At 70.2% G+C, this 24313-nt stretch carries 29 protein-coding genes; 11 read left to right on the top strand and 18 right to left on the bottom strand.

Annotated features, from left to right (window positions below; all coding sequences use genetic code 11):
• Nucleotides 1-94: 94 nt before the first annotated feature.
• The 4 genes from ABN273_RS52875 (at nucleotide 95) to ABN273_RS52860 (ending at nucleotide 2812) form a co-directional block, all read left to right on the top strand.
• On the top strand, nucleotides 95-640 hold the full coding sequence (locus tag ABN273_RS52875; protein WP_349457330.1) for a TetR/AcrR family transcriptional regulator: 546 nt from the start codon (nucleotides 95-97) through the stop codon (nucleotides 638-640).
• 126 nt (nucleotides 641-766) lie between these two features.
• Nucleotides 767-892 (top strand): hypothetical protein, encoded by a 126-nt coding sequence (locus ABN273_RS52870; protein WP_349457329.1) that lies wholly within the window; start codon nucleotides 767-769, stop codon nucleotides 890-892.
• A gap of 196 nt (nucleotides 893-1088) precedes the next feature.
• A complete protein-coding gene (locus ABN273_RS52865; RefSeq protein WP_349457328.1) occupies nucleotides 1089-2096 on the top strand; it encodes a phosphotransferase enzyme family protein in 1008 nt (335 codons plus the stop codon).
• A 302-nt stretch (nucleotides 2097-2398) separates the two neighbouring features.
• Nucleotides 2399-2812 carry a hypothetical protein gene (locus ABN273_RS52860; RefSeq protein ID WP_349457327.1) on the top strand — a complete coding sequence of 138 codons (414 nt, stop codon included), beginning with the start codon at nucleotides 2399-2401 and terminating at the stop codon, nucleotides 2810-2812.
• A gap of 169 nt (nucleotides 2813-2981) precedes the next feature.
• Here the strand turns inward: ABN273_RS52860 and ABN273_RS52855 are convergent, their stop codons facing one another.
• On the bottom strand, nucleotides 2982-3266 hold the full coding sequence (locus ABN273_RS52855) for a CocE/NonD family hydrolase C-terminal non-catalytic domain-containing protein (RefSeq protein WP_349457326.1): 285 nt from the start codon (nucleotides 3264-3266) through the stop codon (nucleotides 2982-2984).
• Between the two features lie 813 nt (nucleotides 3267-4079).
• Between ABN273_RS52855 and ABN273_RS52850 the strand changes: the two genes are divergently transcribed.
• Nucleotides 4080-4352, top strand: coding sequence for a hypothetical protein (locus ABN273_RS52850; protein WP_349457324.1), 273 nt, complete (start codon nucleotides 4080-4082; stop codon nucleotides 4350-4352).
• Nucleotides 4353-4411: 59 nt separating this feature from the next.
• Here ABN273_RS52850 and ABN273_RS52845 read toward each other — a convergent pair whose 3' ends face one another.
• Entirely contained in the window at nucleotides 4412-5185 is a 774-nt protein-coding gene (locus ABN273_RS52845; RefSeq protein WP_349457323.1) for a class I SAM-dependent methyltransferase, read from the bottom strand.
• Nucleotides 5186-5380: 195 nt separating this feature from the next.
• Here ABN273_RS52845 and ABN273_RS52840 point away from each other — a divergent pair, with 195 nt between their 5' ends.
• Complete coding sequence (locus tag ABN273_RS52840; RefSeq protein ID WP_349457322.1) at nucleotides 5381-6772, top strand: FAD-binding oxidoreductase; 1392 nt, start codon at nucleotides 5381-5383, stop codon at nucleotides 6770-6772.
• Nucleotides 6773-6789: 17 nt separating this feature from the next.
• On the opposite strand, the gene folE is transcribed toward ABN273_RS52840, so the two are convergent.
• The 4 genes from folE to ABN273_RS52820 are packed head-to-tail and all read right to left on the bottom strand — an operon-like array spanning nucleotide 6790 to nucleotide 9254.
• The gene (folE, locus tag ABN273_RS52835; RefSeq protein ID WP_349457321.1) at nucleotides 6790-7395 is read right to left on the bottom strand and encodes a GTP cyclohydrolase I; all 606 of its coding nucleotides are present in this window, start codon (nucleotides 7393-7395) and stop codon (nucleotides 6790-6792) included.
• Nucleotides 7392-7910: a 6-carboxytetrahydropterin synthase gene (locus ABN273_RS52830; RefSeq protein WP_349457320.1), complete on the bottom strand. Its 519-nt coding sequence runs from the start codon at nucleotides 7908-7910 to the stop codon at nucleotides 7392-7394. The genes folE and ABN273_RS52830 overlap by 4 nt, the downstream gene beginning before the upstream one ends.
• Nucleotides 7882-8637 (bottom strand): 7-cyano-7-deazaguanine synthase, encoded by a 756-nt coding sequence (locus tag ABN273_RS52825; RefSeq protein ID WP_349457319.1) that lies wholly within the window; start codon nucleotides 8635-8637, stop codon nucleotides 7882-7884. The genes ABN273_RS52830 and ABN273_RS52825 overlap by 29 nt, the downstream gene beginning before the upstream one ends.
• Nucleotides 8619-9254 (bottom strand): sulfotransferase family protein, encoded by a 636-nt coding sequence (locus ABN273_RS52820; protein ID WP_349457318.1) that lies wholly within the window; start codon nucleotides 9252-9254, stop codon nucleotides 8619-8621. Before ABN273_RS52820 ends, ABN273_RS52825 begins: the two co-directional genes overlap by 19 nt.
• 288 nt (nucleotides 9255-9542) lie before the next feature.
• On the opposite strand from ABN273_RS52820, the gene ABN273_RS52815 reads away from it, so the two are divergent.
• From ABN273_RS52815 to ABN273_RS52805, 3 genes are all read left to right on the top strand, one after another.
• Nucleotides 9543-9767 carry a hypothetical protein gene (locus ABN273_RS52815; RefSeq protein ID WP_349457317.1) on the top strand — a complete coding sequence of 75 codons (225 nt, stop codon included), beginning with the start codon at nucleotides 9543-9545 and terminating at the stop codon, nucleotides 9765-9767.
• 74 nt (nucleotides 9768-9841) lie between these two features.
• On the top strand, nucleotides 9842-10570 hold the full coding sequence (locus tag ABN273_RS52810; protein ID WP_349457316.1) for a hypothetical protein: 729 nt from the start codon (nucleotides 9842-9844) through the stop codon (nucleotides 10568-10570).
• A gap of 794 nt (nucleotides 10571-11364) precedes the next feature.
• On the top strand, nucleotides 11365-12378 hold the full coding sequence (locus ABN273_RS52805) for an MASE1 domain-containing protein (RefSeq protein ID WP_349457315.1): 1014 nt from the start codon (nucleotides 11365-11367) through the stop codon (nucleotides 12376-12378).
• A 499-nt stretch (nucleotides 12379-12877) separates the two neighbouring features.
• Here the strand turns inward: ABN273_RS52805 and ABN273_RS52800 are convergent, their stop codons facing one another.
• The 5 genes from ABN273_RS52800 to ABN273_RS52780 all read right to left on the bottom strand — a co-directional run bounded on the left by ABN273_RS52800 (nucleotide 12878) and on the right by ABN273_RS52780 (nucleotide 16764).
• Complete coding sequence (locus ABN273_RS52800; RefSeq protein ID WP_349457314.1) at nucleotides 12878-13528, bottom strand: GPP34 family phosphoprotein; 651 nt, start codon at nucleotides 13526-13528, stop codon at nucleotides 12878-12880.
• On the bottom strand, nucleotides 13503-13760 hold the full coding sequence (locus tag ABN273_RS52795; protein ID WP_349457313.1) for a type II toxin-antitoxin system antitoxin: 258 nt from the start codon (nucleotides 13758-13760) through the stop codon (nucleotides 13503-13505). Before ABN273_RS52795 ends, ABN273_RS52800 begins: the two co-directional genes overlap by 26 nt.
• Nucleotides 13761-13765: 5 nt before the next feature.
• Nucleotides 13766-14716, bottom strand: a complete 951-nt coding sequence (locus ABN273_RS52790) for an SPFH domain-containing protein (RefSeq protein ID WP_349457311.1) — start codon at nucleotides 14714-14716, stop codon at nucleotides 13766-13768.
• A gap of 300 nt (nucleotides 14717-15016) precedes the next feature.
• On the bottom strand, nucleotides 15017-16264 hold the full coding sequence (locus tag ABN273_RS52785; protein WP_349457310.1) for an MFS transporter: 1248 nt from the start codon (nucleotides 16262-16264) through the stop codon (nucleotides 15017-15019).
• 47 nt (nucleotides 16265-16311) lie between these two features.
• Nucleotides 16312-16764 carry a carboxymuconolactone decarboxylase family protein gene (locus tag ABN273_RS52780; protein WP_349457309.1) on the bottom strand — a complete coding sequence of 151 codons (453 nt, stop codon included), beginning with the start codon at nucleotides 16762-16764 and terminating at the stop codon, nucleotides 16312-16314.
• 47 nt (nucleotides 16765-16811) lie between these two features.
• Here ABN273_RS52780 and pdxR point away from each other — a divergent pair, with 47 nt between their 5' ends.
• On the top strand, nucleotides 16812-18242 hold the full coding sequence (gene pdxR, locus ABN273_RS52775) for a MocR-like pyridoxine biosynthesis transcription factor PdxR (RefSeq protein WP_349457308.1): 1431 nt from the start codon (nucleotides 16812-16814) through the stop codon (nucleotides 18240-18242).
• 236 nt (nucleotides 18243-18478) lie between these two features.
• On the opposite strand, the gene ABN273_RS52770 is transcribed toward pdxR, so the two are convergent.
• The 7 genes from ABN273_RS52770 to trpB form a co-directional block, all read right to left on the bottom strand.
• Nucleotides 18479-19441 (bottom strand): ABC transporter permease, encoded by a 963-nt coding sequence (locus tag ABN273_RS52770; RefSeq protein WP_349457307.1) that lies wholly within the window; start codon nucleotides 19439-19441, stop codon nucleotides 18479-18481.
• Nucleotides 19438-20283 (bottom strand): ABC transporter ATP-binding protein, encoded by an 846-nt coding sequence (locus tag ABN273_RS52765; protein WP_349457306.1) that lies wholly within the window; start codon nucleotides 20281-20283, stop codon nucleotides 19438-19440. Before ABN273_RS52765 ends, ABN273_RS52770 begins: the two co-directional genes overlap by 4 nt.
• Entirely contained in the window at nucleotides 20280-20672 is a 393-nt protein-coding gene (locus ABN273_RS52760; protein ID WP_349457304.1) for a GntR family transcriptional regulator, read from the bottom strand. Before ABN273_RS52760 ends, ABN273_RS52765 begins: the two co-directional genes overlap by 4 nt.
• Before the next feature lie 156 nt (nucleotides 20673-20828).
• Entirely contained in the window at nucleotides 20829-20966 is a 138-nt protein-coding gene (locus ABN273_RS52755; RefSeq protein WP_349457303.1) for a hypothetical protein, read from the bottom strand.
• A gap of 221 nt (nucleotides 20967-21187) precedes the next feature.
• Nucleotides 21188-21943: a GntR family transcriptional regulator gene (locus ABN273_RS52750; protein WP_349457302.1), complete on the bottom strand. Its 756-nt coding sequence runs from the start codon at nucleotides 21941-21943 to the stop codon at nucleotides 21188-21190.
• On the bottom strand, nucleotides 21940-22755 hold the full coding sequence (gene trpA / locus ABN273_RS52745; protein WP_349457301.1) for a tryptophan synthase subunit alpha: 816 nt from the start codon (nucleotides 22753-22755) through the stop codon (nucleotides 21940-21942). The genes ABN273_RS52750 and trpA overlap by 4 nt, the downstream gene beginning before the upstream one ends.
• On the bottom strand, nucleotides 22752-23957 hold the full coding sequence (gene trpB, locus ABN273_RS52740) for a tryptophan synthase subunit beta (protein ID WP_349457300.1): 1206 nt from the start codon (nucleotides 23955-23957) through the stop codon (nucleotides 22752-22754). The genes trpA and trpB overlap by 4 nt, the downstream gene beginning before the upstream one ends.
• 103 nt (nucleotides 23958-24060) lie before the next feature.
• Between trpB and ABN273_RS52735 the strand changes: the two genes are divergently transcribed.
• Complete coding sequence (locus ABN273_RS52735; RefSeq protein ID WP_349457299.1) at nucleotides 24061-24273, top strand: hypothetical protein; 213 nt, start codon at nucleotides 24061-24063, stop codon at nucleotides 24271-24273.
• Nucleotides 24274-24313 lie beyond the last annotated feature (40 nt).

The raw sequence follows: 24313 nt of genomic DNA, 5'->3' as shown, positions 1-24313 counted from the left end.
AGTCAGAATGTAGTGGAAACGATTATCGGTCGCAAGGGAGTGTGGTCGTCCATCCACTAAGGTCGTCATCGGCAAAGGCTCAGAAGGAGGCGCAGTGGCCCGGACGAAATCCAGCGAGCAGCGACGCGGCGACCTGCTCGACGCCGCCGAGAGGCTCGTCCTGGCCGATGGCGTCGACACCCTCAAGATCGATGACGTGGTCGTCGGCGCCGGAGTCGCCAAAGGCACCTTCTACCTGCACTTCGCCAGCAAGGACGAGCTGATCGCGGCGCTTCGCGACCGCTACGTCGAACGGTTCGTCGCCCACCAGCGCCACGCCGCCGATGCCAAGACCGGTCTTGCCCGGGTGGAAGCCTGGCTCCTGGCCGGCATCACCGAATATCTGTCCGACACCCGGCTGCACGACGTCCTTTTCCGGCACGAGCCGCAAACCTCGCAGGAGCCGGGCCCCAACGTGGCCGTCGACGCGTTGCGGCAACTTCTGGAGGAGGAGACGACCGTCCGCGACCCAGGGGCGACCGCGATCGTGCTCTACCACGCCATGCACGGAAGCGCCGACCACGCCCTGCACGTGCCGGAAGATCGCCAGCGTCTGCTGGACGAGGTCGCCCGGCTCTGCCGCGTGCTGGTTGGCGCGTGACTGCGGCGGCCGTCTCACCTCGAGCCATGCCGGTTTGCGTGACCGGCGTCTTCGACCGGTGCTTGCCGGCCCTCAGCGGCGCAGGGGCAGCTCTCTCCGCGAGGGCCGCACCATGCCGCAGGGCACATGGCCGACCAGCTCGCCGGCGTAACCATCGATAACCGCCTGGCCAGGAGTGACCTCGAGATCGGCATCGATGCTCTGCCCAGCGGCAAGCTGTCGATCGCCTGCGCCGTTATCGCGCTCAGCTGACCTGCGAAAATATCGAGGTACCGAGCTCCGTGGTGGGCCTCGCGCCAGCCGTACTTCCGAGATTGCGCAGCTCGATCCGAGTAGGAAAGCGCGGCCCCGGCTGGTTGACCAGAATGGGAACCCTCTGCCGTTCCTTGCTCTGAGGGCGCCTATAACCGGTTGCACGTCGGCCTGGGTATGCCGCCAGAATTGGCGCGTGAGCGCGCTCGCCGATCTTGAGTTCCTGGCCCGGTTGCTGGCAGCGTGGGGTTTCCCCTCAGGCACGACGATCATCCGGGCCGAGCAGGGGACCAACAACCAGACGTTCCTGCTTCGCCAGGGGGGCCTGCGATTTGTGCTCCGGGTCAGCCAGACCCTGTCCGCCGCGCAGGTGGGCGCCGAGCACCGGCTCTTGCGGTGGCTACGGCAGGCCGGACTTCCCTTCCAGGTGCCTGAGCCAGTCGCCGCGCTCAGCGGGGACACGGTGATCGAGACTGCGGCCGGGCCCGCGACCGTCTGCCGGTGGATCCCCGGTGTGCGGCCCGACCTCACGGGCCAGACGGCACTGGAGCGCTTCGGCCGGGCGGCCGGGTTGCTCGGCGAGGCGATGCTGGGCGTGCCGCCAGTAGAGGGGCTGGGGGAGTGGCGCGTTAATCTTCTGGCGCACCCTGCCGTGCCGCACGTTGGCGGCCTTTGCCGTGAGCTGCGCGCCGCTGGGATCAGCGCGGAGCGGGTCGCCCGTCTCGAGGCCGTGGCGCGCCGCGTCGGGCAGGAGTGGCTTGCGGGCGGCGGCGCGCTGCCGACCCAGGTCATCCACGGTGACCTGGCGGTCTCGAACGTGCTGGTCGACGAGGACACCGGGGAGGTGAGTGGGCTGCTTGACTTCGAGTTTGCCGGGGTCGGTTTCCTGGTCCAGGACGTGACGGCGGCGCTGTTCTACAGCGGGGCCTTGGAGACGCGCGACTGGCAGCTCCGCACGGCGGCCTTTCTCCGGGGGTACGCCTCGGTCCGCCCGCTGGACGCCGCCGAGGCCGACGCGCTGCCCCGGTTGCTCCTCGCCCGGGCCGTCGGTAGCGCCCTGTCGCGAGGGGGTCGCTGGTTGAACGGGAAGGCCCAGCTCGGCGAGGTCGCCGACCGGATCCGCAAGCTGGAGGACACGACCCACTGGCTCGACGCCAACGGCGGAAAGCTCCGGTCACTCGCCGCCGCCGGCGGGCACGGGTGACCCGGAAGCACGGCTGGCGCGAGCCCCACGACGGAGCTCGGTACCTCGATATTTTCGGCGGTCAGAGAGTTCAAGATCCGCTCATGGCCGGAACTCCTGTTCTCCCGGCTGACCCCGATCTTCTGCGCATCAGCTTCGATGAGTCGAGACAGTCGTTGTCGACGTAGGACTTCCCGGTAGCACCTGAACCCACCCGTACGCGATCATGTGACCCATGCCGACCCCCCCAAGACACGCCCGCACCCGCATCACCGGAAAAGTCCGGACACTCCCGGATAGCCCGCCGGATCGGCTGGCTGGCCTTGCCGTTGGTGCCGTTCGCGCTGCTCGGGCTGATCGTCATGGCGCCCGCCTGGATCAGCGACCATCGGCTGGCGGGCATGGCAGACCGCATCCAGCAGTATCCGCTGCCGCCCGGGACGGACTTCGGGCTCTTCGACCCGCAAGTCGAGGTGAGCGGCGACTCCGGCGACTGCTGGTACACCATCCGCTTCGAGCTCTCCACCAACAGACCCGTCCAAGAGGTGCTGAACTACTACCGCAAGGCGAAGATCGAGGATCCCGACGGAGACCTCGGCGACTACGAGATCGTGGCTTGGACACCGTTCGACGAGCCCGGCACCCCAACAGAGGAGACCTCCGCCACAGACTCGCTGATCATCGACCTGGACGGCACCATGGACGACCACTCCTGGCTGGACATGCGGTGCTGGTGAAGCATCAGGCCGCACCCGAGAACACGGCCAGCATCCCAATGCGCTCGGCGCCTGCCAGCGATGGCCGCGGCGAGCGCCTCGGTGAGGTTGCGGTGTACGCGCAGGTACCGCTCGGTGCCGGTGAGGCGAGGCACGGCGATGTCACCTGGCCCGCGTCCGGTGAGATCACCTACACAACAACCGCACCTTCCTGCTCGCGTTTCCCCGGCAAGGCACCTGCTCGGGGAAGGAGGATGGCCGACGGGTGCGCGGCATGGTGGTAGACATACTGGTCTGCGGCGCGCAGTGTGGTGGCGGTGGCGCGCGGCTCGCCCGTGCCGGGGTTGCGGTCGTAGCGCGGAAACGCGCCGCTGGAGACCTGGATGCGAATGCGGTGTCCCTTCTTGAAGCGGTACGCGGTTGGCCAGAGCCGTACGGTCGCGCGCGTGATCTCGTCGGCGCCGGTGAGACTCACCAAGCCGTCACAGACGTTGAAGGACCGGCCTCGAGTCGTTGTTCTGCCACACCAGCAGGCCGGTGACAGTACCACCAGCCATCACCGTGGAAATGGCGCCCGCGGAGCCAGCGGACGGGGGCCCGCCACCGTCGTCTTGTTCTGACTCGGCCTGTCGTCTCAGGCTGGGTAAACCCCTCGTGGAGCCCTGAAGTCGTGGTAGCCGTCGTAGCCGTACGTTCCTGCGCCGACCTCAATGTTGACCGCGCTAGTCGTGTCGATCGGGCACTTGACCCATTTGCCGTAACCGGCGCCGTTGCGGCATACAACCCTGGAGGTGCTGCCGGGGATATGTACCACCATTTCACCCACCGCGGACCGACTGTCCGGCGCACCGTCGCCGACGTAGACGGCAGTCCTCGTGGCGCAGGCTCGGGCGGCACGATTCGTCAGATCCCATGTGCAGCTCCGCACGTCGTTGAAGTTGGGCGTTCTCGCAACGTACGTCCCCCACTCCCAGGGGATCCAGGGCTCATAGGCAGCCCTGGCAGGCGTGGCCATGCTGACGGTGCCCGCGGCAACAAGCGCAGCCGCGGCAGCCAACCGTAGTACCGATCTCATGGTTGCCTTTCCCAAATGTCCCGTATTGCGGGCGTTGTCGCGGACCCAGGCTGGCAGGCCGACGTCATAACCCCGTCATAACGCGCGAGCTCGGCCCACCACCCTCGCCGGCACCGCCCGCAGCCACCAGTCCGCCGCAGCCGACTACCGCCACGCCGCCCGCATGGCCGGCAGCAGCGCTACGACATCGGCATTCAGCACGAGCAATACGTCGTGAGCGAACTCAGCAGACGCGGCTGGGAGGTGACCCCCGCGGGGAAGGGCACCTTTCCCGCGGCCCTCTGCCAGGCACTGAGCCGAACGAACTCGGCTTTGCGCTATTTCCCCGACATGCTCGCCACCCGCGCCGGCGACGTAGTGGCTATCGATGCCAAGACCCGCGTGCCCGCCAGTCACATGACGTTCGTGAGTGATCGGCATGATCGCAGGCCTCGCCGCGCCGGCCGCCTGACAAGCGTCTTCGACTGCGCCGCGTCGCCTCTCTGAAACACCTCGCGCGGAAGGCGGTTCCTCGGCAGGAGCGCGGCAAGCGCCTGTCGCGGCCGTCACGCGCCGGGCCCGAGGCGGTAGAAGTGAAACTGCATTCTGGTGCCATCGGGGAACGGCCACTCGCTTGCGATGGTCCGCAGGTGGTGGGCGTCGGCGAACGCGACGTTGAGGGAATCGTGGAGGATGTGGTCGATGGTCTTGATCGCGATCAGGCACGGTTGGTGACCACGCGCTCGCAGAATGTCGGCCAGGATCTCCGGTACGGGCGGCGAGGTGCCGAGCAGGTCGAGTCCGGCGGGAGTGATGGCCGGCCCCCATGGGGGTTCGACGATATAGGTGTCGCGTGGCCCGCGGGCGGGGAGCTGGGAGAGGAGGTCGCGATAGTCGATCAGCCGCAGCCGGGTCGGCGCTCCCATCCGGCTGAGATTGTGGCGGGTGGCGTGGTGGACGAGTGGGTCCAGTTCGGCCGCATGTACGGGCAGGTTGAGCACGCGGCCGAGGTGCAGACTCAGGTTGCCTGAGCCACAGAACAGCTCCGCGACAAGCGGGCCGTCTCTTCCGTCCGGCGGGCCGTGCAGATCGGCGATCGTGTGCGCGACGGCCCGTGCCATCGTGTCGACGCAGCACTCGGCGGCGGTCCGGCCCAGGATCCGCAGCCCTGCGGCCGCCATGGCGGGGGCGGCGACACCGTACAGGGAGAAGCGTTCTGGCGCGCCATGGACGATTTCGCCGACCTCACAGAGCTGGGCCCCCGTCAGTTCGGTGGTACGCCAAGGGCCGAGCAGCCGCAGGCACAGGTCGTAGTAGGCGTCGTGCGTGCTCGTCGTCATGTGGCCTCCTTGACCAAGGATGGTGGACATGGCTCCAGTAGCCAGGCCTCCTGGACGCGGCCGCTGCCGGGCACAGCCCACGCCGGGTGGCCCGAACGCCCACCGCAACACTTCTCTTATACCTCTCCGTTGTCATATCATTACTATGTGTAATGAATTCAGGGAAAACGGCCCGCCCGGAGAGGAGCGCCAAGCATGAGCGAGGCGGAACGCTGGCTGCGGCAGTGGGAGCGCCGGCTCGGACCGGACGGAACGGTGGAATCGGCCGTTGCCGCCAACGTGGGCATGTTCCGGCCCCGGCGGGTGCTGGGCACACTTCGCCCCGGCGACGTGGAGCAGGTCAAGCGCATCGTGGGTTCGGCTGTCGCAGGCGTGACGCTCTACCCCCTGAGCACCGGGCACAACTGGGGGCTGGGCTCGCGTGAGCCCGTCCATGACGACGCTGTGCTGCTCGACCTGCGGCGGCTCGACCGGATACGACTGATGGACCTGAACGTCGGGGCCGCCGTGGTGGAACCGGGCGTGACCCAGGGCAGGCTGGCGGAACTCCTGGCCGGCGGGCCGTACATGCTGAACGTCACCGCCTCCTCGGCGCACACCAGCATCGTGGGCAACGCGCTGGAGCGGGGAGTGGGGCTGCGCCGTCAGCGGTGCGAGGACGTGGCGGGGCTGGAGGTGGTGCTGGCCGACGGGCGGCTGGTGCGGCTGGGGAGCTGGCCTGATGAGGAGGGCCGGGTGGTGCCGTACCGGCACGAGGTAGGTCCGGCGTTGATGCCGCTGTTCGTCCAGTCGAACCTTGGCGTGGTGACGGCGGCGGTGATCCGGCTGCTGCCCCGCCCTCGCGCCGTGCACCTGGTCCGGCTCACCTTCGGTGCCACCCGGCTGGCCGCGGCGGTGGACGAGCTGCGTGACTGTCGTGGGCAGCGGCTGATCGGCGGCGTGCTGAAGATCTACCAGCCACCCGACACCGAGGAGTGTGTTGCGTACTCCTGTGTGGACGGCGATCCTGAGCTGGCCGAGCTGGCGTGCGGGCTGCTGATACGTCGCGCCGAACGTAGCGGCTTGTTCGACGACGTACGCGCCCACCAGGGCAGCGAGCAACTGCCCGATCAGCTGCGCCGCTGCCTGGGCGGCGATCCGGGCGGGAACGAGGCCGTGCTGCGAGATTGGTTCGGCGCGGCTTCCAGCGGTGTCGACGCCAATTCCGGCACCGGTTACCTGTTCTTCCTGCCGCTGTTGCCCTTCCAGGGGGAGGCGGTCGCACAGGCACGAGCGCTGGTGCGTGAGGTGGCCGCCGACACGGGCACGCGCTGGCAGGCCACGGTGAACGCCATCACCGGCGACGTCATCGACCTCGCGGTGTCGTGCCTGTTCCCCAAGGCTGTGGCGGCCCCCGCGCACCAGGCGCTGGACCTGCTGCATCGCCGCTTCGCCGAGCACGGCTGGCGGCCGTACCGGCTGGATGTCGACCACATGTCCGCGGGCGGACCACCGGACGTGCTCCGACGGTTGAAGGACGTGTTCGACCCGCGGGGCGTGCTGGCGCGCGGCCGCTACGAGCCACAGGACGCCCCGCTCTCGCAGTGACGCCCCCGCTCTGGGCCTCAGGGGCGATGCAGACGCAGGAAGTCCTCGCGAATGTGCGGATCTCGTTCGAAGACCCCCTTCAAATGCAGTGTCGTCATCTTGGCCCCGGACGCCTTGACGCCGCGCAGGGTCATGCAGAAGTGCTCGGCGGCCACGTGACAGGCGGCACCCTGGCAGTCGACCCGACTGGCCAGGCTTTCGACGATCTGCTCGCCCAAGCGCTCCTGAACCTGGGGACGCGCGGCGAACCCCTGCGCCATGCGGGCCAGCTTGGAGAGCCCGACGATCGGCGCGCCCGGCGAGGGGAGATAGGCGACGGTCATGCTTCCGGTGAAGGGCAGGAGATGGTGCTCACAGAGCGAGATGAACGGCATGTTGGTGACGGCGATGATGCCGGGATTGGGCGCTTCCGCCGGGAAGGTGACCTCCAGGTGCCGGCCAGGGTCCTCCCATATACCGGTGGTCAGCTCGCGCAGCGCAGCGACCAGGCGGGTGGGGGTGCCAGCGAGCCCCGGCGTGTCCAGCGGCAGGCCCAGCGCCTCCATCATCCGCCGCGCGTGCTCAGGTGCTTGGCTCCCGTTCACCGCCGGTGCCGCCGCCTCGGGCAGCTTTTCCACGGTCACGGCGCCGCCCCCGGGACGAGCGAGGCCCGGCTCAGCACCTGGCTCCCGGTCAGCGGGTCACCCCGTGGCCTGAACTCGGCCGCGTTGACGTGTGTCTCGGTCACCGCGACCTGGCTGACCGTGGCATCCGCGGCGTGCGGTAGCTCGTTCAGGATCGCCTGGGCGGCCCTGGCCAGCAGCACCGCGACCGCCTCGACCGTCGGGTGGGGCAGGTCGTGGGCATAGGGCGGCTCACCGAAGAGGTAGACCTTGCTGCCGTGCGAGGCCAGGAGCGGCGCAAGCGGATCGCTCGAGCCCAGCATCGCGCCGTGATCGAGGTACTCGTCGATGAACGCGCGCAGTCCCTTCTTGAACGCGCCGAACTCGACGACTGTGTGGTCCTCGCTCAGCCGTCTCGCCTGCACGGTGACCTCGGCCCACCACGAGTGGCCGTGCAGGTTCAGGCATTTGCCACTCAGATGGGGAAGCCGGTGAGCGGTTTCGAAGTTATGCCGGATGCGGATCTGATGAGTCATCAAAAGCCTCGCTGTCGTAGATGGTCGGGTCGGGGGTCGCGCTCTCGGCAAACGCGCTCTTGCGGGTCAGGCACGCCAGGCAGGTGCCGCAGTGGACGAGGCCGTCGAGGTAGCAGGTCCACGTCTTGTCAAGGGGCGCGTCCAGCCGCCGGCCGTAGGAGACGATGTCCTCCTTCTGCATGCCGATGAACGGAACCTCCACGCGCGGCGTGTGGAATCCGCGGGAGGCCAGCCGCACCATCTCCTGGTAGGCCGCGAAGAAGTCGGGTCGGCCGTCCGGCATCGGATAGCCCTCACGGGTGTGGTGTATACCGAGCGCCACCACTTCGGCATGGCGCGCCATTGCGATGGACACGGCCATGTCGGTGATGAAGGCGTTACGGTTGGGGATGGTGATCGAGCGCAGGGCGGCGCCGGAGGGGTCCATCGTCGGCACGGTCTCACGGTGGTCGGTCAGCGAGCACCCGGTCAGCAACGGGCCTAGACCCGTCACCGTCACCGTGTGATGCTCGGCTGCCAGGTGCGCGGCCACCTCCATACCGGCTGCCAGCTCGCGCGTGGCGTGCCGCTGACCGTAGTCGAATGAGATCAGCAGCAACCGGTGCGTCCTGCGGTAGTGGGCGGCCAGCACTGTGGAGTCGAGCCCTCCAGAGAAGAGCACGACCGCCAGGGGGACGTCGGTGCCTGCAAGGTTGGCGGATGGGGAGTTCAGCGGGGGCCTCCGCAATGTTGGCGGAACCGGGACACCATGGCCTCCTCATAGGAACGGCGGTCATTGACCTTGGGGAACGGCTCGTCCGGCGTCTCGAGGCCGAGGAACGCGCACAACGGTCCCCAACCTTCGGTGACCCGGTAAACGAGGAGGCGGTCGGCGGGGATTGTGGCCTGGACCTCGGCGTTGTGAGCGCGGAAGGCGGCCATCATTCCCTCGGCGTCGTCGGGCCGGCATTTGAAGTCCGTAGCAGCGCGCAGCCGAGCGGCTTCCATGATCGGCGATTGCTCGGGGCTGATGTAGGAGGTGGCTGGGGAGAAGAACGTGGCCATGACGCTCTCGTACCAGGAACGAGGGTCACGTACGGTCAGCACGACGCTCGCACGTGGATAGCACGCGGTCAGTTCCCGCCAGTGAGAACAGCCGGGAAAGTCGGTTGTGGACCGATACTCCTGGCACACCTCGCGCCAGTCGACCTGCTCGCCGCGGGCGGCCGCCAGCCAGGGATGGGCCTTCTCCGGCGCGGCCATCAGATCGTACATGTGGCAGCACGGCCCGAACCCGAGCCGTTCCAGCGCGAATTTCAGCGAGTGCGTTCCCGTGCGCCCCAGGCCGACGCCGATCACATCCATACTGCGCTGCAAGGAGTCGCCACGAACAAGGTGAAAGTATTGTGCGGCATACCGGGGAACCTCGGTTCGGTGATGAGAGTGGGAGACACTCTCTCCATACCCACACGGTAGCGACTCAGTAACTCACAGTTAAACTATAGGGATGTCGCGCCGCCATACGTTGGCGTGCGCCGCGCGCCTTGGCCTGGCGGGCCTCGGCGCGGTGGAGCGCCACGACCGAGCCGTCCTCGACGCCGATGCACTCGTGGCCATGACGCCCGACGACCACCGGTGCGCCTTGCCACTTCGATGGCCATCCTGGTCACTGAATTCAACGCCTACCTCGACCGCGAGGATGCCGACCCGGTGGCGGACCTCATCGGCTACCGGCAGCACGCCGTCTGGCTCACCCGCGGCAGGAAGGCGGCCGTTAACCTCGAAAGACGTCGCCGCGACGCCGCCGGGTCCTTCTTTAGCCATACGCCGCGCGACACGCGCCACCACGTACCGCGCCTTTGTGATCACCAAATGTAAGTTCGGCGTATGCATCACGCGCCGGACCTGCCATGCGCTGCCACCGATGCCTTCGCCCAGGCTTTGCATCACACATGCCCACCATGCTGGCGGCGGCTCGCGCCGAGGAACGTCAGCACGAGCAAGCCCTCGCCGCGGCCCGGGGCCCGGACCGCCGAACTCGAGGCCATGACGCAGACGATGCGCCGGTACGTCGGACAGGCCACCTCTTCCCACCCAGTCCAGCCGACACAGTCGCGGTCGGCCAGGCACTGCCGCGTGAGCAGAGCAGTAAGGCCGACGCGGGACCGGTAGGCAAGGGCCGCCCAGGTCGCGGCGAGCTGATCAGGAACCTGTTCCTGGCCGATCCGGAGCGCTGGTGGAAAGCCCGCGAGGTCGCCGACGCGCTGGGAGAAAACGGGATCAACAACGTCCGCATGTCGCTGAATCACATGGTGGCCAAGAACCGTGTGATCAAGAACGACGATGCCTGCTACCGCTTGGCACCCGGCCAGATCTCCGATTCGCCCGTCCTCCGTGATGGCTCACCCTCGCCCATCGACGGGGCCGGCCAAGCCGGCCCACCCATCGCGGCAGACGGTTCGGGCACGCGGCCGGCGCCGGAGCGCATCCTGCACCTGATCCGGCAAGGTCCGACGCGCATGTGGCGGCCTCGACAGGTCGCCGAGGCGATGGGGTTGCCGGACGTTGATGGTGTGCGGGCGGTGCTGCAGAAAATGACCGCGCGCCAACTGCTAATCAAGAATGCCTCTTGCCGTTTCGGCCTGCCCGCCGGGTACACGGAGGGCCGAGCCATGCCCTGACCGCACAGCGACGTGAACTCCACCACGGTGATGCCGCGGTCGCGCAGCTCGTTGACCGTGGTCAGCACGTGCCCCGCCGAGCGGACTCACCGGTCGGACTTTCAGAACTTCAGCGTGTCGCCCGCCTTGGGCAGCGCCAAGAGCGCCTGCCATGCCGGTCGCGCGACCCCGCGCTTGCCCGACTCCTTTCCATGACCAGCTTGTCGTAACCGCTGGCCGCCAATGCGTCGAGCCGGAGCTGTGGGTTCTGGTCACGCGTCGCTGTAGCGAGCTTGGGAGAGGCCGTCCAGAAACATCTATCCAGAAAGTCGGTGCGAGGACCATCGCGAGCCGCGCCCTTCTCGTGCGGCGAGCAGGTCCAGGCTCGCGATCGAGGCGATCGGTGGCCGGCCCCAGCACGGAGTCGAGCAGGCCGGGAAACAATGCGTCGAGGTCGTCTCGGCGCATTCGTACCAGCCGGGTACGGCCCTGCACAGTCGTCCACGTCACGCCGGCCTCGCGCAGCACCCGGTAGTGGTGCGACAGCGTTGTCTGGTGCACGTCGATCTCAAAAAAGAATCTCGCCACGACGGGGCATCCTTTCCTTTTTTATTGCGATATCGCCTTTGACGTATATGTCGATTACCCGGTGTTTAGTCCCATCTGGCGGGATTATGACTAGTTTTGAAACAGGGCCGGTCATGCCACGCCCAAGGCCGGAACCCGAGACTGAACGGGCAGGTGAGGGCAGAGACGACTGTTGCCGCGGTACGCGCTAGACCGGGCGCCGATTCGGTGGGGCCGGAGGTGTTCCTATGAAGGCTGTCGCCGTCCACTACGGGCTACGGGATCATGCCATGACGGCCGGGAAAATCCTCGCCGTCGCGATCGCCTATTTCGTGGCCGCCAAACTGGGGCTGCAACAACAGCTGGTCCGAGGGCAGGTGACGCCGCTGTGGCCCTCGACGGGAATCGGGCTGGCCGCCCTGCTCCTCCTCGGCCTTCGGATCTGGCCGGGCATCACCCTCGGCGCCTTCCTGGTCAACGTGTCGATCGGGCCGACGATGGCCGCCGTCCTGGTCATCTCCGCGGGGAACACGCTCGCGCCGGTCTGCGCGTACCTCCTGCTCGAGCGCGTGGGCTTCCGCATCGAACTGGACCGGCTGCGTGACGCGCTCGCCCTGGTGTTCCTCGGCGCCTTCGCCGGGATGCTGGTCAGCGCGACCGTGGGTGCCGGCTCGCTGGTGCTCGCCGGCGGGCTGCGGCCCAGCGAGTTCTGGACCGCTTGGTCGGTGTGGTGGACGGGCGACGCGATGGGCGTGCTCGTGGTCACGCCGCTCCTGCTCGTGAGCCGCACGACCCGGATGCCGTGGGACGCCCGCCCGCTCCGCTGGGTCGAAGGGGCGGCGCTGCTGGTGGGCACCTTCCTCGTCACGCTGGTGGCGACCGTGGGCCCGATCAACCTGCTCTTCCTCGTCTATCCCTTCCTGATCTGGTCCGCGCTGCGGTTCCAACTCCTCGGGGCCGCGGCGTGCGCGCTGATCACGACGACGGTGGCGATCGTCTCCGCCGCGCACCACTCCGGCCCGTTCGCCCAGCACAACCTCTTCCTCAACATGGTCGCCCTCCAGGCCTACAACGCCTCCGCGGCGCTGACCGCGCTGCTGCTCGCCGCGATCATCGCTGAGCGCAACAAGGCCCACCAGAACATCAAGGACGTCTGCGCCCGGCTCAACGAGGTGGCGGACCGGCTTGCGCGTGACAAGAAGCTGGAGATCCGGCTGCGGCCCCCACGCGCTGGAGAGCGGAGCAGGGATCGGTCGCAGTAGCCGGATGGTCCCTCTCACGCTCTCGGCGGCGCCGCCGGCTGCAGGTCCTCACCGCACGGGGTTGTCGGCGCGCATGACCACGACGCGCAGGTCCCGTCCGATGGCCGCCGGTGCGCGGCCGTCCGTGGCGGACGGCACGGCGGGTCTGGCCCGCTTGCCCAGCCGAACCAGGTCGCGGTGTCCTCCTGCTCGCCGCGCTACCCATCATGATCAGCTGCGCTGAGCACGGATGCCGCCTGGAGAGCGTCCAGTCTGGTCCGCGTGGCCCACCGGTACGGCGAGCCGATGACCTCTCACCCGGGTCCCTGACGTCGTCGCTGCGTCGGACCGGCTCACCGTCGGAGGCATCGCCACCGGGGTCGTCGCACTGCCTTTGCGGACTGTGCACGTCGGGTGTGGTTTCGACTGCTGCGTACGCTGCTGGACGAGGTAAGCATGGCGGCTGAGCCTGTCGCGTCAGGAAGCGATGCGGCGGTGGGAACCGCCGGGATTCATCGTGTCAGCCTCCTCCGTACGCCGACTTGGCCGCCTCGACGCTCTTGCGCAATGCGGTCGCGATGGGCTCGATGGGCGCGGACAGCTGCTGGATCCGGTCCCGGCGCAGACGCGTCTCCCGCCAGGCGGGAACCACCGTCTTGAGCTGGGCCGCCGTGGCCAGCGCCGCCAGGACGCGGACGTCCTCATCCAGGTGCCCGACCGGCTGGCCGCCGCGGATGGCCCGGCCGACGCGCTCGGCCAGCCTGCGCGACAGGTACGCCTTGCGCGGCGTGATCCGCTCGACCGGGAACAGCAGGATCCGGTGCCGCTCCACGCTGATCATCCGGGCGGCCGCCAGCTCGTCGCGCACCACGCGGACCGCCTTGCCGCTGTCCTTCTGCACCCACCGCCGCCACGAGCGGGGCGGCGAGTTCGAGATCTGCTCCCAGACCACGGCCCGCAGGGAACCCGGCTCGGCGGCCGGGGCGGTGAGAGCTCGCGCCTTGCCCGACTCGTCCGCCAGGTTGCCCGCCAGCAGCAGCTCGGCGAGGGTGGCCGCGCGCAGCAGGTAGCCCAGCTCGCCCCGCTGGGTCAGCTTCTCCTTCCGCAGGTCGAAGGCCAGCAGGAAGGCCGATCGGGTCAGTGACTCACCCTGCTTCACTCGCGTCTCCATCCGCCCGCTCCTCTTCTTCTTCCTGACCTGTGTCGTCCTCTGGTGCCTTCCTCGGCCGTCCGCGTGGGCGCATCCGCCCCACCCCGTTGGGCAGGCGTCCGGCCTCGGAAAGAGCCCTGCGCAGCAGGAACTCGATCTGGGAGTTCGTGCTGCGCAGCTCGTCGGACGCCCACCTGGCCAGCGCGTCGTGAACCACCGGGTCAAGCCGCAGCAGGATCTTCTTCCGCTCCATGGTGATTACTGGTAGAGCGTGCCCGTGTTGACCACGGGCTGGGTGTCGCGGTCACCGACCAGCACCACGAGCAGGTTGCTCACCATGGCCGCCTTGCGCTCCTCGTCCAGCTCGACCACGTCGCGCTCGGCGAGCCTGGCCAGGGCCATCTCCACCATGCCGACCGCCCCCTCGACGATCCGCTGCCGGGCCGCCACCACTGCGCCCGCCTGCTGGCGGCGCAGCATGGCGTGGGCGATCTCGGGCGCGTACGCCAGGCGGATGATGCGGGACTCGATGACCTTCACCCCGGCGGACGACACCCTGGCCGCGATCTCCGTGGACAGCCGCTCGTTGATCTCGTCGGCGTTGTCCCGCAGGGACAGCCTGGGCTCGCCGTGCGCGTCGTACGGATAGCTGCCCGCGATGTGCCGCACGGCCGTCTCCGCCTGGATGGCCACGAACTCCACGAAGTCGTCCACCTCGAAGACCGCCTGCGCGGTGTCCTGCACCTGCCAGACCACCACGGTCGCGATCTGGATCGGGTTGCCCTCCGCGTCGTTGACCTTCGTCACGTCCGTCTCGTGGTTGCGGATCCTCGTGGACACCCGCCGGCGCACCGTGATCGGGTTGACCCACTGGAAGCCGGGGGTGCGCAGGGTGCCGACGTACCGGCCGAGCAGCTGCACCACCCTGGCCTCGCCCGGCGCCACCGCGGTGAGGCCGAAGTACATGAAGAACCCGAGCAGGATCATCAGAATGCTCCCGATGACCACCCACATGCCGCCCTGCCCGGCCCCCGAGGCGAGCATGACGATTCCCGCGACGAGCAGCGCGATCCCGGCCAGGTCCAGCGCCGTCGCCACCCCCAGCATCACGAACCCGTTGGCCGCCCGCACCGGGTGCTCGCTCGTGCGCGGTGCGGGCATGTCCACGACGGCGGCCTCAAGTGCGGCCCCGCCCGATGTGTTCGCCATCGTCCGTCCCTTCTAGGTGACTTCACCTTGCTAGCAAAGTGATATCACTTTTTCGGTGACTGTGGAAGGCTGATTCTCAGGGCCCCTGGCGGAGCTTCCTGACCACGATGCCGCGCTCTCAAACGACGAAAGGAGATCACGGAAGGGCAGCTCCGAAAGCCACCCCTCATCGGAACCGACCGGGCCCGGCCAGGCCTTGACCAGGCCCTGGCGGCGTCCGGTCCGGCGACACCGCGGCGGGCGTTGGAGCCGGCCTGGCGCTCGGCGTTCGCGGGGATGGCACGCAGTGCGCCGACGGGGTCAGCGGCTCGGCGCGGCGTCCCGGCTCCTTCCACCGCGCGTGCAGCCGATCACGGGCAGTGTCAGCAGGACGAGTCCGGCGCCGACGGCCAGCGTGCTGCCGGTGGACAGGGTGTCGACGGCGAGACCGCCGACGAGGGCGCCGAGGGCGATGGACAGGTTGAACATCGAGACGTACAGCGACGAGGCGGCCTCGGCGGCGTCCGGGGCGGCGTCGAGGATCCAGCTCTGGAAGGTCACGGGCACGGCGCCGTAACCCAGACCCCACAGGACGAGGGGCGCGGCGGGCGGGACGGCGCCGTCGCCGGACGACGCGAGCAGCACCATGGCAGCGGCCAGTACGAGGGCGATGGCGACGACGGCCCGGCGCAGCCGCCCGGTGATCAGGGCACCGGCGATGAAGTTGCCGCACAGGCCGGCGACGCCGAAGACCAGCAGGAGCGTGCTGATCATGGCGTCGTCCACGCCGTCCCCCTGCAGGATGGGCCTGACGAAGGTGTAGGCGGTGAAGTGGCCGGTGATGACCAGGAACGTCATCGCGATGCCCACCCGCACCCCGGCGTGGGAGCGCAGAGCCGCCGGCAGGGCGGCGAAGGTGATCGTCTGCTGCGGCTCCACCCTCGGCATCAGCACCGCCATGCCGGCCAGCGAGACCAGGCCGAGCAGGCCGACGGCGGCGAACGCGACGCGCCAGCCGAGCAGGTCGCCGGTGAGCGTGCCGAGGGGCACGCCGAGGACGGACGCGGCCTCGACGCCGCCGAAGATGACGGCGGTGGCGCGGGCCACGTGCCGCTCGGGCACCAGCCGGAGCGCGATGCCGCCGGCGATGGACCAGAACCCGCCGACGCTGACTCCTATCAGGATCCGGGCGAGGAGCACGACGGCGAACCCGGTTGCGAACGCCGAGGCCAGGTTGGCCGCGCCCACCAGGCCGACCAGGACGGCCAGCACCAGACGCCGGTCGAACCGTCCGGTGGCCACGGTCACCAGGGGCGCGGAGACGGCGGCGACCAGCCCGGGCACGGTGACCATCAGGCCGGCCGTGCCCTCGGAGACATTCAGGGCCGAGCCGATCGGGTTGAGCAGGCCGACGGGCAGCAGTTCGGAGGTCATCAGGGCGAAGATGCCCAGGGCCACGGCGCATACGGCGAGCCATCCTCGGAGGGGACGGCGAGCGGTGTTAGGCGGTGAGTCGGCGAGTGTCACAACGCTTTCCTTGAAGGTGTTGCCAGGTCGTGGACATGGCATGGGCGGCGGCTCGTGGCCGCCGCCCGTGACGTGGGGGAGCTGTGGAACTAGGGGGTGCCGGGCGTCTTGCGCGTGGTCACGTTCATGCGGTTCCAGACGTTGACCGTGAAGATCAGCGCGATGAGCTGGGCCAGCTCCTCGTCGTCGAAGTGTTCGCGGGCCTGGTCGTAGACCTCGTCGGAGACGCCGTCGGGCAGCAGGGTGACGGCCTCGGTCAGGGCGAGGGCGGCCCGCTCCTCGGCCGTGTACAGGCTGGACTCGTGCCAGGCGCTGAGCTGGTAGAGGCGTTCCTCGCTCTCGCCGCCCTTGCGGGCGTCGCGGGTGTGGTAGTCGAGGCAGTAGGCGCAGGTGTTGATCTGCGAGGCGCGTATCTGCACCAACTCGAGGAGCGCCGGGTCGAGGCCCTCGCGGGCGGCGGCGTCCAGGGCGAGGACGGCCTTGAAGACGCGCGGAGCCACGGCGGCGAAGTTCATGCGTTCGGGGACCTGAACGGTTGTCATGGCCACCACGCTAGGAGCCCAAAGCACCCACGATATGGTTCATTTCCGTGGCGGAATCATGGGCCAATTCCGAACCCCGGAACGGCAGCGAGCTTTACCTGGACCTCGGCGGCACGGGCAGCGTGCGGGCGCGGCTGATGGGAGCGCTGCGCGAGGCGATCCGGTCCGGGCGGCTGGCCCCCGGGACCCGGCTGCCGCCCTATCGCGCCCTCGCGCTCGACCTGGGGATCGCCCGCAACACCGTCGCCCAGGCGTACGCGGAGCTCGCCGAGGAGGGCTGGCTGACGGCCCGCCAGGGCTCGGGCACCCGCGTCGCCCGGCGCGCGGCTCCGCTGGAGACCGGCCCCGCCCACGGCCCGGTTCACCCGGCGCCCCGCCGTGTTCTGTACGACCTCGCGCCCAGCTCACCGGACGCGGCCGCCTTCCCCCGCGATGCCTGGCTGACCTCGGCGCGCAGGGCGCTGGCCGCCGCGCCCACCGAGGCCTTCGGCGTCGGTGACCCGCGCGGCCGCATCGAACTCCGCCAGGCCCTGGCGGACTATCTGGCGCGGGCGCGCGGCGTACGCGCGGAGCCGGGCCGGATCGTGGTCTGCGCCGGCTTCGCCTCCGGCCTGCGGCTGCTGCGTCAGGTGCTGGCGGGCCCGATCGCGGTGGAGTCGTACGGCCTGGACTTCCACCGCTCGATCCTCTCCGAGGCGGGACCGGCGACCGTCCCGCTGACGGTGGACGCGGACGGGGCCCGCGTCGACGAACTGTCCGCCACCGGTGCCCGCGCGGTGCTGCTGACACCCGCGCACCAGTACCCGACCGGCGGGCCGCTGCACCCCGAGAGGCGGGCGGCGGTCGTCGACTGGGCCCGCGCGAGTGGCGCCATCGTGCTGGAGGACGACTACGACGGCGAGTTCCGCTACGACCGCGACCCGGTCGGCGCCGTGCAGGGCCTCGACCCCGACCGCGTCGTCTACCTCGGCTCGGCGAGCAAGAGCCTGTCGCCCGGGCTGCGGCTGGGCTGGATGGTGCTGCCCGGCCGGCTCGTGGAGCGCGTGGTCGCGGCAAAAGGACCGCGGGAGACGTGGTCGGGCGTGGGGGACCAGCTCACCCTCGCCGACTTCCTGTCCAGCGGCTCGTACGAGCGCCACCTGCGGCGCATGCGCAAGGTCTACCGGCGGCGCCGGGACCAGCTCACCACCACGCTCGCCCGGCGGGCCCCGCACATCCGCGTCAGCGGCATCGCCGCCGGCCTGCACGCCGTGCTCGACCTCCCGCCGGGGACCGAGGATGCCGCCCTTCGCGCCGCCCGCCGCCTGGGCCTGGCCCTCGACGGCCTCGGAGCCTACCGCCACCCCGCCGGTGCCATGCCCCCACGTGACGGCCTCGTCATCGGGTACGGCACCCCGCCCGAGCACCTGTTCACGGCGGCTCTCGACGCGCTGTGCCTGGCCCTGCCCGCCCCGCCGCAGACCGTCGAGGGCCGGTAGGAGTCCGCTGTCCCTCTGCCGGCAACGTAGCCCGGCGATCGACGTCGCTTGACGCATGCACCGACGGCACTCAAAGGTCGGGGTGATGGGCTACCTGACGGGCGGCGGGCTCCGCACCGTCCAGCGCCGGATGCGCCCCACCGCCCGCGACCATAGCCCCGGTCTCGTCCCGCCGGCTCGGCCGGGCCGCAGGACAGCCCGAGCGGCCGATGCGGAGCACTGGCGGGACCGGCCTGTCAGCCGGGGCGGCGGAGGGTGCGGCGCACGGCCAGGCCGCCGAGGGCCGCCGACGCGAGCGCCAGGATCCCTGCCTCGGTCCACTGGAAGCGCCAGAACCGGGACGCCGGATGGTGGTACACCGCGTACCGGTAGCCCTTGCCGAACAGGCACGCCTGCCACGCCTCGGTGTTCTTGCTGCTCTGCCCCACGTCCACCCGACGCGGGCAGCCGCTGTTCGACGGCTCGGCGACCTCCCTCCCGGACGGCTCCACCCAGGCGGCGCTCACCAGCCGGGCGTCGGGATCGTCCAGCAGCACGGTGCCGGACAGCTCGGTACGCGCCGGCTCGGCGTAGTGATCGCTCAGCTGGAACAGCGTGAACATCGTCACCGCCACACCGGCCACGACCAGCGCCATCGCGGGCAGCGTACGCCGGAACAGGGTGCCGGCCGCGGTGCCGAGCGCGAACGCGTACAGCCACCACGCGGCCGGCTCCACCCCGACCATGTTGAACACGCCGATGTTGCCGAACGTGGAGTCGACCCCGGTCCTGAACACCGGCCGCCACAGGCTGACCATGAGCGACAGCAGCAGCCCCCCTGCCACGACCGCCGCGCCCAGGAGCGTCAGCTTGACTGCCAGCCACCGCCACACGGGCACGGACTGGGTCCAGGCCAGGCGGTGGGTGCCGCGTTCGTACTCGCGGCCGAGCAGCGGCGCGCCCCAGAACGCTCCGACCAGCGCGGGCGCCACCAGCGGCATCCAGCCGAAGATCGAGTAGACCGCGTCGTAGCGCTGCCCCAGGGCCACCGCCAGGTCGCCGCACGCCACGGCAGGTCCGGGACAGCCGGGCGGGGCGTGCTCGGCCACGTACCGGCTCGCTTCCACCGCCGAACCTAGCAGCAGCACTCCCAGCAGCGCCAGGAAGGCCGTCGTCGCGAGGATCTGCGCCCGGTGCTGGCGCCACGTCACCCAGATCACGCGCCCACCCCCGTCAGCCCCGGCAGCGCCGCCGACTCGGGGCTGCGCAGGTAGCCCATGACGAGCTCCTCCAACCCGGGGCGGCGCGCCTGCCAGCGCGGATCGAGCGGGGGAGCGCCCCTGACCAGCATGCTCACCTGCCTGCCGGTACGGCTCGCGCCCACCACCTGCGTGCCCGCCGCCGATGCCTCGTCCGGCCCAGTGAGCACGAGATGCCCGTCGAGCAGCTCCTCGATGTCACCACTGACCTGCAGCCGGCCCCCGTTCAGCACGACCAGCCAGTCGCAGGTCTCCTCCAGGTCGGAGACGACGTGCGAGGACAGCAGCACGGTCAGCTCCCGCCCGGCCACCTCCGCCATGATCGAGCGCATCACGTCGTGGCGGGCGAGGGGGTCGAGGTTGGCCAGCGGTTCGTCCAGCACGAGCAGGTCGGGGCGGCAGGCCAGCGCCAGCGTGACCGCCACCTGCGCCTGCTGCCCGCCGGACAGCCCGCTCACCTTCCGCTCCAGCGGGATGCCCAGCCCGGCGAGCCGGTCGGCAGCGGCGGCGTCGTCCCAGCGGGTGTTCATGCGGTGGCCGAAGGCGAGCATCTCGGCGACGGTGAAGCTCTCGTACAGCGGCTTGTCCTGCGCCACGAACGCCGCCTCGCCGGCCACGCGGACGCTTCCCATCGCGGGCCGCAGCAGGCCGACGGCCGCGTGCATGAGCGTGGTCTTGCCCGCGCCGTTGGGCCCGACGAGCGCCGCCACGCGCCCGGTGGGCACGGACAGCGAGCAGTCGCGCAACGCCCACGTACGGCGATAGCGGACCCCCAGCCCGGTCGCCTCCAGCGCGGGACTCATGCCACGCCCTCCTTCGCGGCGTCGGCCAGGACCACGGTGAACAGCGCCCGCAGGTCCTCCTGATCGAGCCCGGCCGCGCGGGCGTCGCGCACCCACGCCTCCAGAGCGCGCCGCAGCCGCGTGTGCTCGGCGAGCGTCGCACCCGCGATGCCCTGCCGGACGAACGTCCCCATCCCCGGCCGCCCCTCGACCAGTCCTTCGCGCTCCAGCTCCCGGTACGCCTTGAGCACGGTGTTGGGGTTGATGGCCAGCCTCTCGACCACCTCGCGGGCGGTCGGCAACTGGTCGCCGGGCCGCAGCGTACCGAGGCGGAGCGCCTGTTTGACCTGGTGAACGAGTTGCAGGTACGTCGAAACCCCCGAGCCGCGGTCCAGGTTGAACTCGATCAACAAAACACCCTTTCACTATTCGAATAGTGAAAGGGTGTTGGATTCGGCCGCCTCTTGTCAACCCATGATCGTCCGCCGAACTTCGTCTCCGGGCGCTCTCCGTTCGCCGGTGGGCTCCTGTGTTCGCGGCACCCGCCTTGTTCGCCCACCTGCGGCTCATCCAGCCAAAGCCAGCCGCTCCGGCCGAGGCGGCGGCGGGCCCGGCTCTGGACTGTCGTCGGCCTGGACAATCTTGCGGGCCTCCAGCGCGACCGCATCGGCGGTCAGCGCGCCCGCCTGCAACGCGGCCGCCATCCCGGGCACCACGTGCCGATGCTCAATACGCCGGTGTCCGCGCCCATGTCGTGGTCGCCGATGAGGCCGCTTTCGACGTCGACGCCATGCCGCGGTTCTGCCGTCAGCGGCTCGCGGCGTACAAGGTCCCCTCCGCGTTCGAGATCGAGAGCGAGTTGCCCAGGAACGCGACGCGCAAGGTCCGGCTCGTCGCCACGGTGGGACAGTCCGCACACAGGTGCTCAGCTGGTGGCGCCCCAGGTGAGAGAGAGGCCGGTGGCGGCGCGTTCGGTGCGGATCTCCATCATGCTGCCGAGGATGGTGGCATGGTCGGACACCACGGGCGTGGCGTCGAGCGTGTAGGTGATCCGGGTGCTGATGAGCACCGGGCTGCCCTGCGGTTCGTGGAGGTGGCGGGCGGCGGCGGGGTCGAGCAGACCGGGCCGGACCACCTCGGACGCCCGGGCGACCGTCACTCCCGCGTCGGCGAGGGCCGTGTAGAGGGAGATGGTGGTGAAGTCGCGGTCGCGGATCTGGTCGGCCACCGGCCGGCGGATCCAGGACACCTGGTGTACGGCGGGACGTCCCGCGAACTCGCGGACCCGCTCCAGCCGCAGGGCGGTGTCGCCGGGACGCAGCCGCAGCTCCGCGGCGATCTGGGCGGGGGCCCGGCGCACCGCCCGCCCGGCCACCGCGGTGCGCACGTCGTGACCCTGTTTACGCAGGTCGTCGACCAGGCTGCGGAGCGAGTCGAGCTGGTACGCCAGGTGGGGCGGGGCGACGAACGTGCCCCTGCCGGGCTGCTGCACGATCAGTCTCTCGTCGCTGAGCTCCCGCAACGCCTGGCGCAGCGTCATGAGGGTCACCCCGTAGGAGACGCTCAGCTCCCGTTGCGGCGGCAGGGCCTGACCGGGGGCGTAGTGTCCTGACCGGATCTTCGCGGCGAGGTCGGCGGCGATGGCGCGGTATCTCGCCTCGTGCCCGGCGTCGGAGGTCATCGTGGTCGGTCACACTCCTGGTCGAGGGCTTGCCTCAGGGTCGCGAGGAAGGCCCGCAGGTCATCCGGCCCAGCCCCGTCGAGCACCCGTCGCACGACCGCGGCGCCGACCACCACGCCGTCGGCGTGCCGGCGGGCTTCGCGTGCCTGGTCCGGGGTGGAAATGCCAAATCCTAGCAAGACCGGCCGGTCGGTGACGCACCTGATCCGCTCGGTGAGCTCCGCCGCCGAAGCTGCGAGCGCGGCCCGCTCACCGGTGGTGCCCATCAGCGACACCGCGTAGACGAATCCGCGGCTGCGGCACGAGATCTCCGCCAGCCGCGGCTGCGGGGTCACCGGCGACGCCAGCAGGACCAGCTCGATCCCGGCGGCGACGGCCACGTCCGTCAGCTCGTCCGCCTCGTGCACCGGCAGGTCGGGCACGATCAGGCCGCCGACGCCGGCCCGGCGCAGCGCGGCGCAGAACGCCTCGGGGCCGTCGTGCAGCACCAGGTTGTAGTAGGTGCTGGCGACCAGCGGCACGCCCAGGTCCGGCATGCCGGACAGGTCGGCGAGGATCCGGCGGGTGCTCGCCCCTCGGGCCAGTGCCGTGTCGCTGGCCTGCTGGATGGTGACGCCGTCCAGCGTGGGGTCGGAGAAGGGCAGGCCGACCTCGATCGCGTCCGCCCCGGCGGCGGCGAACGCCCGCAGGTAGTCCGTCCAGCCGGGCGTGATCCCCCCGGTGACGTACGGCATGAGCAGGCCGCGGCCGGTGTCCCGGCGGGCACGCAGGTGGCGTTCGACCGCGCCCGCGGCCAGGGTGGGGTTCGTCACAGCAGCTCCTTCAGGGTTGAGACGTCCTTGTCGCCCCGGCCGGACAACGTCATCAGCACCGTCGATCCTGCGGGCAGGTCGCCGCCGCTCGCCGCGCGGATCACCCAGGCGAGGGCGTGCGCCGATTCGAGCGCCGGGACGATGCCTTCGGTACGCGCCAGCCGTACCGCCGCGCCGACCGCCTCGTCGTCGGTCACCGTGACGTAGCGGGCCCGGCCCAGGTCGCGCAGGTGGGCGTGCTCCGGGCCGACTCCCGGGTAGTCGAGCCCGGCGGCGATGGAGTGCGCCTGGGTGATCTGCCCGTCGTCGTCCTGCAGGAACAGCGAGCGGCAGCCGTGCATGACGCCGAGCCGGCCGCGGGCCGCCCCGGCGCCGCCCTCTGCCTCGACACCGACCAGGCGCGCCGGGGTGTCGGCGAATCCGGCGAACGTGCCGGCCGCGTTGGAGCCGCCGCCGACGCACGCGACCACGTAGTCCGGGACACCGGTCCGCAGCTCGGCGGCGCACTGCCCGCGGGCCTCGTCGCCGATGATCCGCTGGAACTCCCTGACCATCCATGGGTACGGATCCGGTCCGACGACCGAGCCGATGCAGTAGTGGGAGTCGCCGGTCGCGCCCACCCAGTGCCGCATGGCCTCGCTGGTCGCGTCCTTGAGGGTACGGCTGCCCGCGGTCACCGGGACCACCTCGGCGCCCAGCATGCGCATCCGGAAGACGTTCAGCGCCTGCCGCTCGATGTCACGCTCGCCCATGAACACCGTGGCCTCCAGCCCGAGCAGCGCGGCGGCGGTCGCGGTGGCCACCCCGTGCTGGCCCGCTCCCGTCTCGGCGATCAGCCTGCGCCGTCCCATCCGGGTGGCCAGCAGGGCCTGGCCCAGCACGTTGTTGATCTTGTGGGATCCGGTGTGGGTGAGATCCTCGCGCTTGAGGTACAGCTGCACGCCCAGCGCCTCCGACAGCCGGCGGGCCGGTGTGAGCGGGGTCGGCCGCCCGGCGTGCACGGCGAGCAGCCGCGCCAGGGCACCGCGGAACCCCGGATCCGCCCAGGCCTCCCGGAACGCCTCGTCCACCTCGCGGCACGCCTCCACCAGGGACTCCGGCGCGTACCGTCCGCCGTACTCGCCGAACCGGCCCCGCGCTCGGGGCTCGCCCATCGTCCCGTCCAGGGGGACTGGCTCACGCCACGGCAACACGTCTCGCATGCCATGCTCCTATCGTTCTATAACTCTTTAATGAGTTCTATAACAGTGAGTATGGCACTGGCGGCACGGACGCGCCACCCTCGGCGCTCGGCCCGGCGGCTCGGTGGCCGTGCCGGAGTCCGCCCGCTTGATCGGCCGCGTGGCCCTCAGCGGTGCCGAGCCGGAGACCGGTGGCGCCGAGCTCGACATCTCCATCGGTGAGAAGGACTGCGGGGCAAGGGCTGAGGATTGTCGCGCCCGGGACACTTTGCGCAGAAACGGCCGGTGGCATGACACGGTCCTGATGAGCCTGCTGGAGAGCGAACTCAAGGACTGAGTGTGCCGCGCGGCCCGGCCGCCCCCCGCCAGCGGGACCG

It is taken from the genome of Nonomuraea sp. B19D2 (assembly GCF_040137845.1).
In the GTDB taxonomy this organism is placed as follows: Bacteria; Actinomycetota; Actinomycetes; order Streptosporangiales; family Streptosporangiaceae; genus Nonomuraea.
This window is presented reverse-complemented; position numbering and strand designations above follow the sequence as displayed.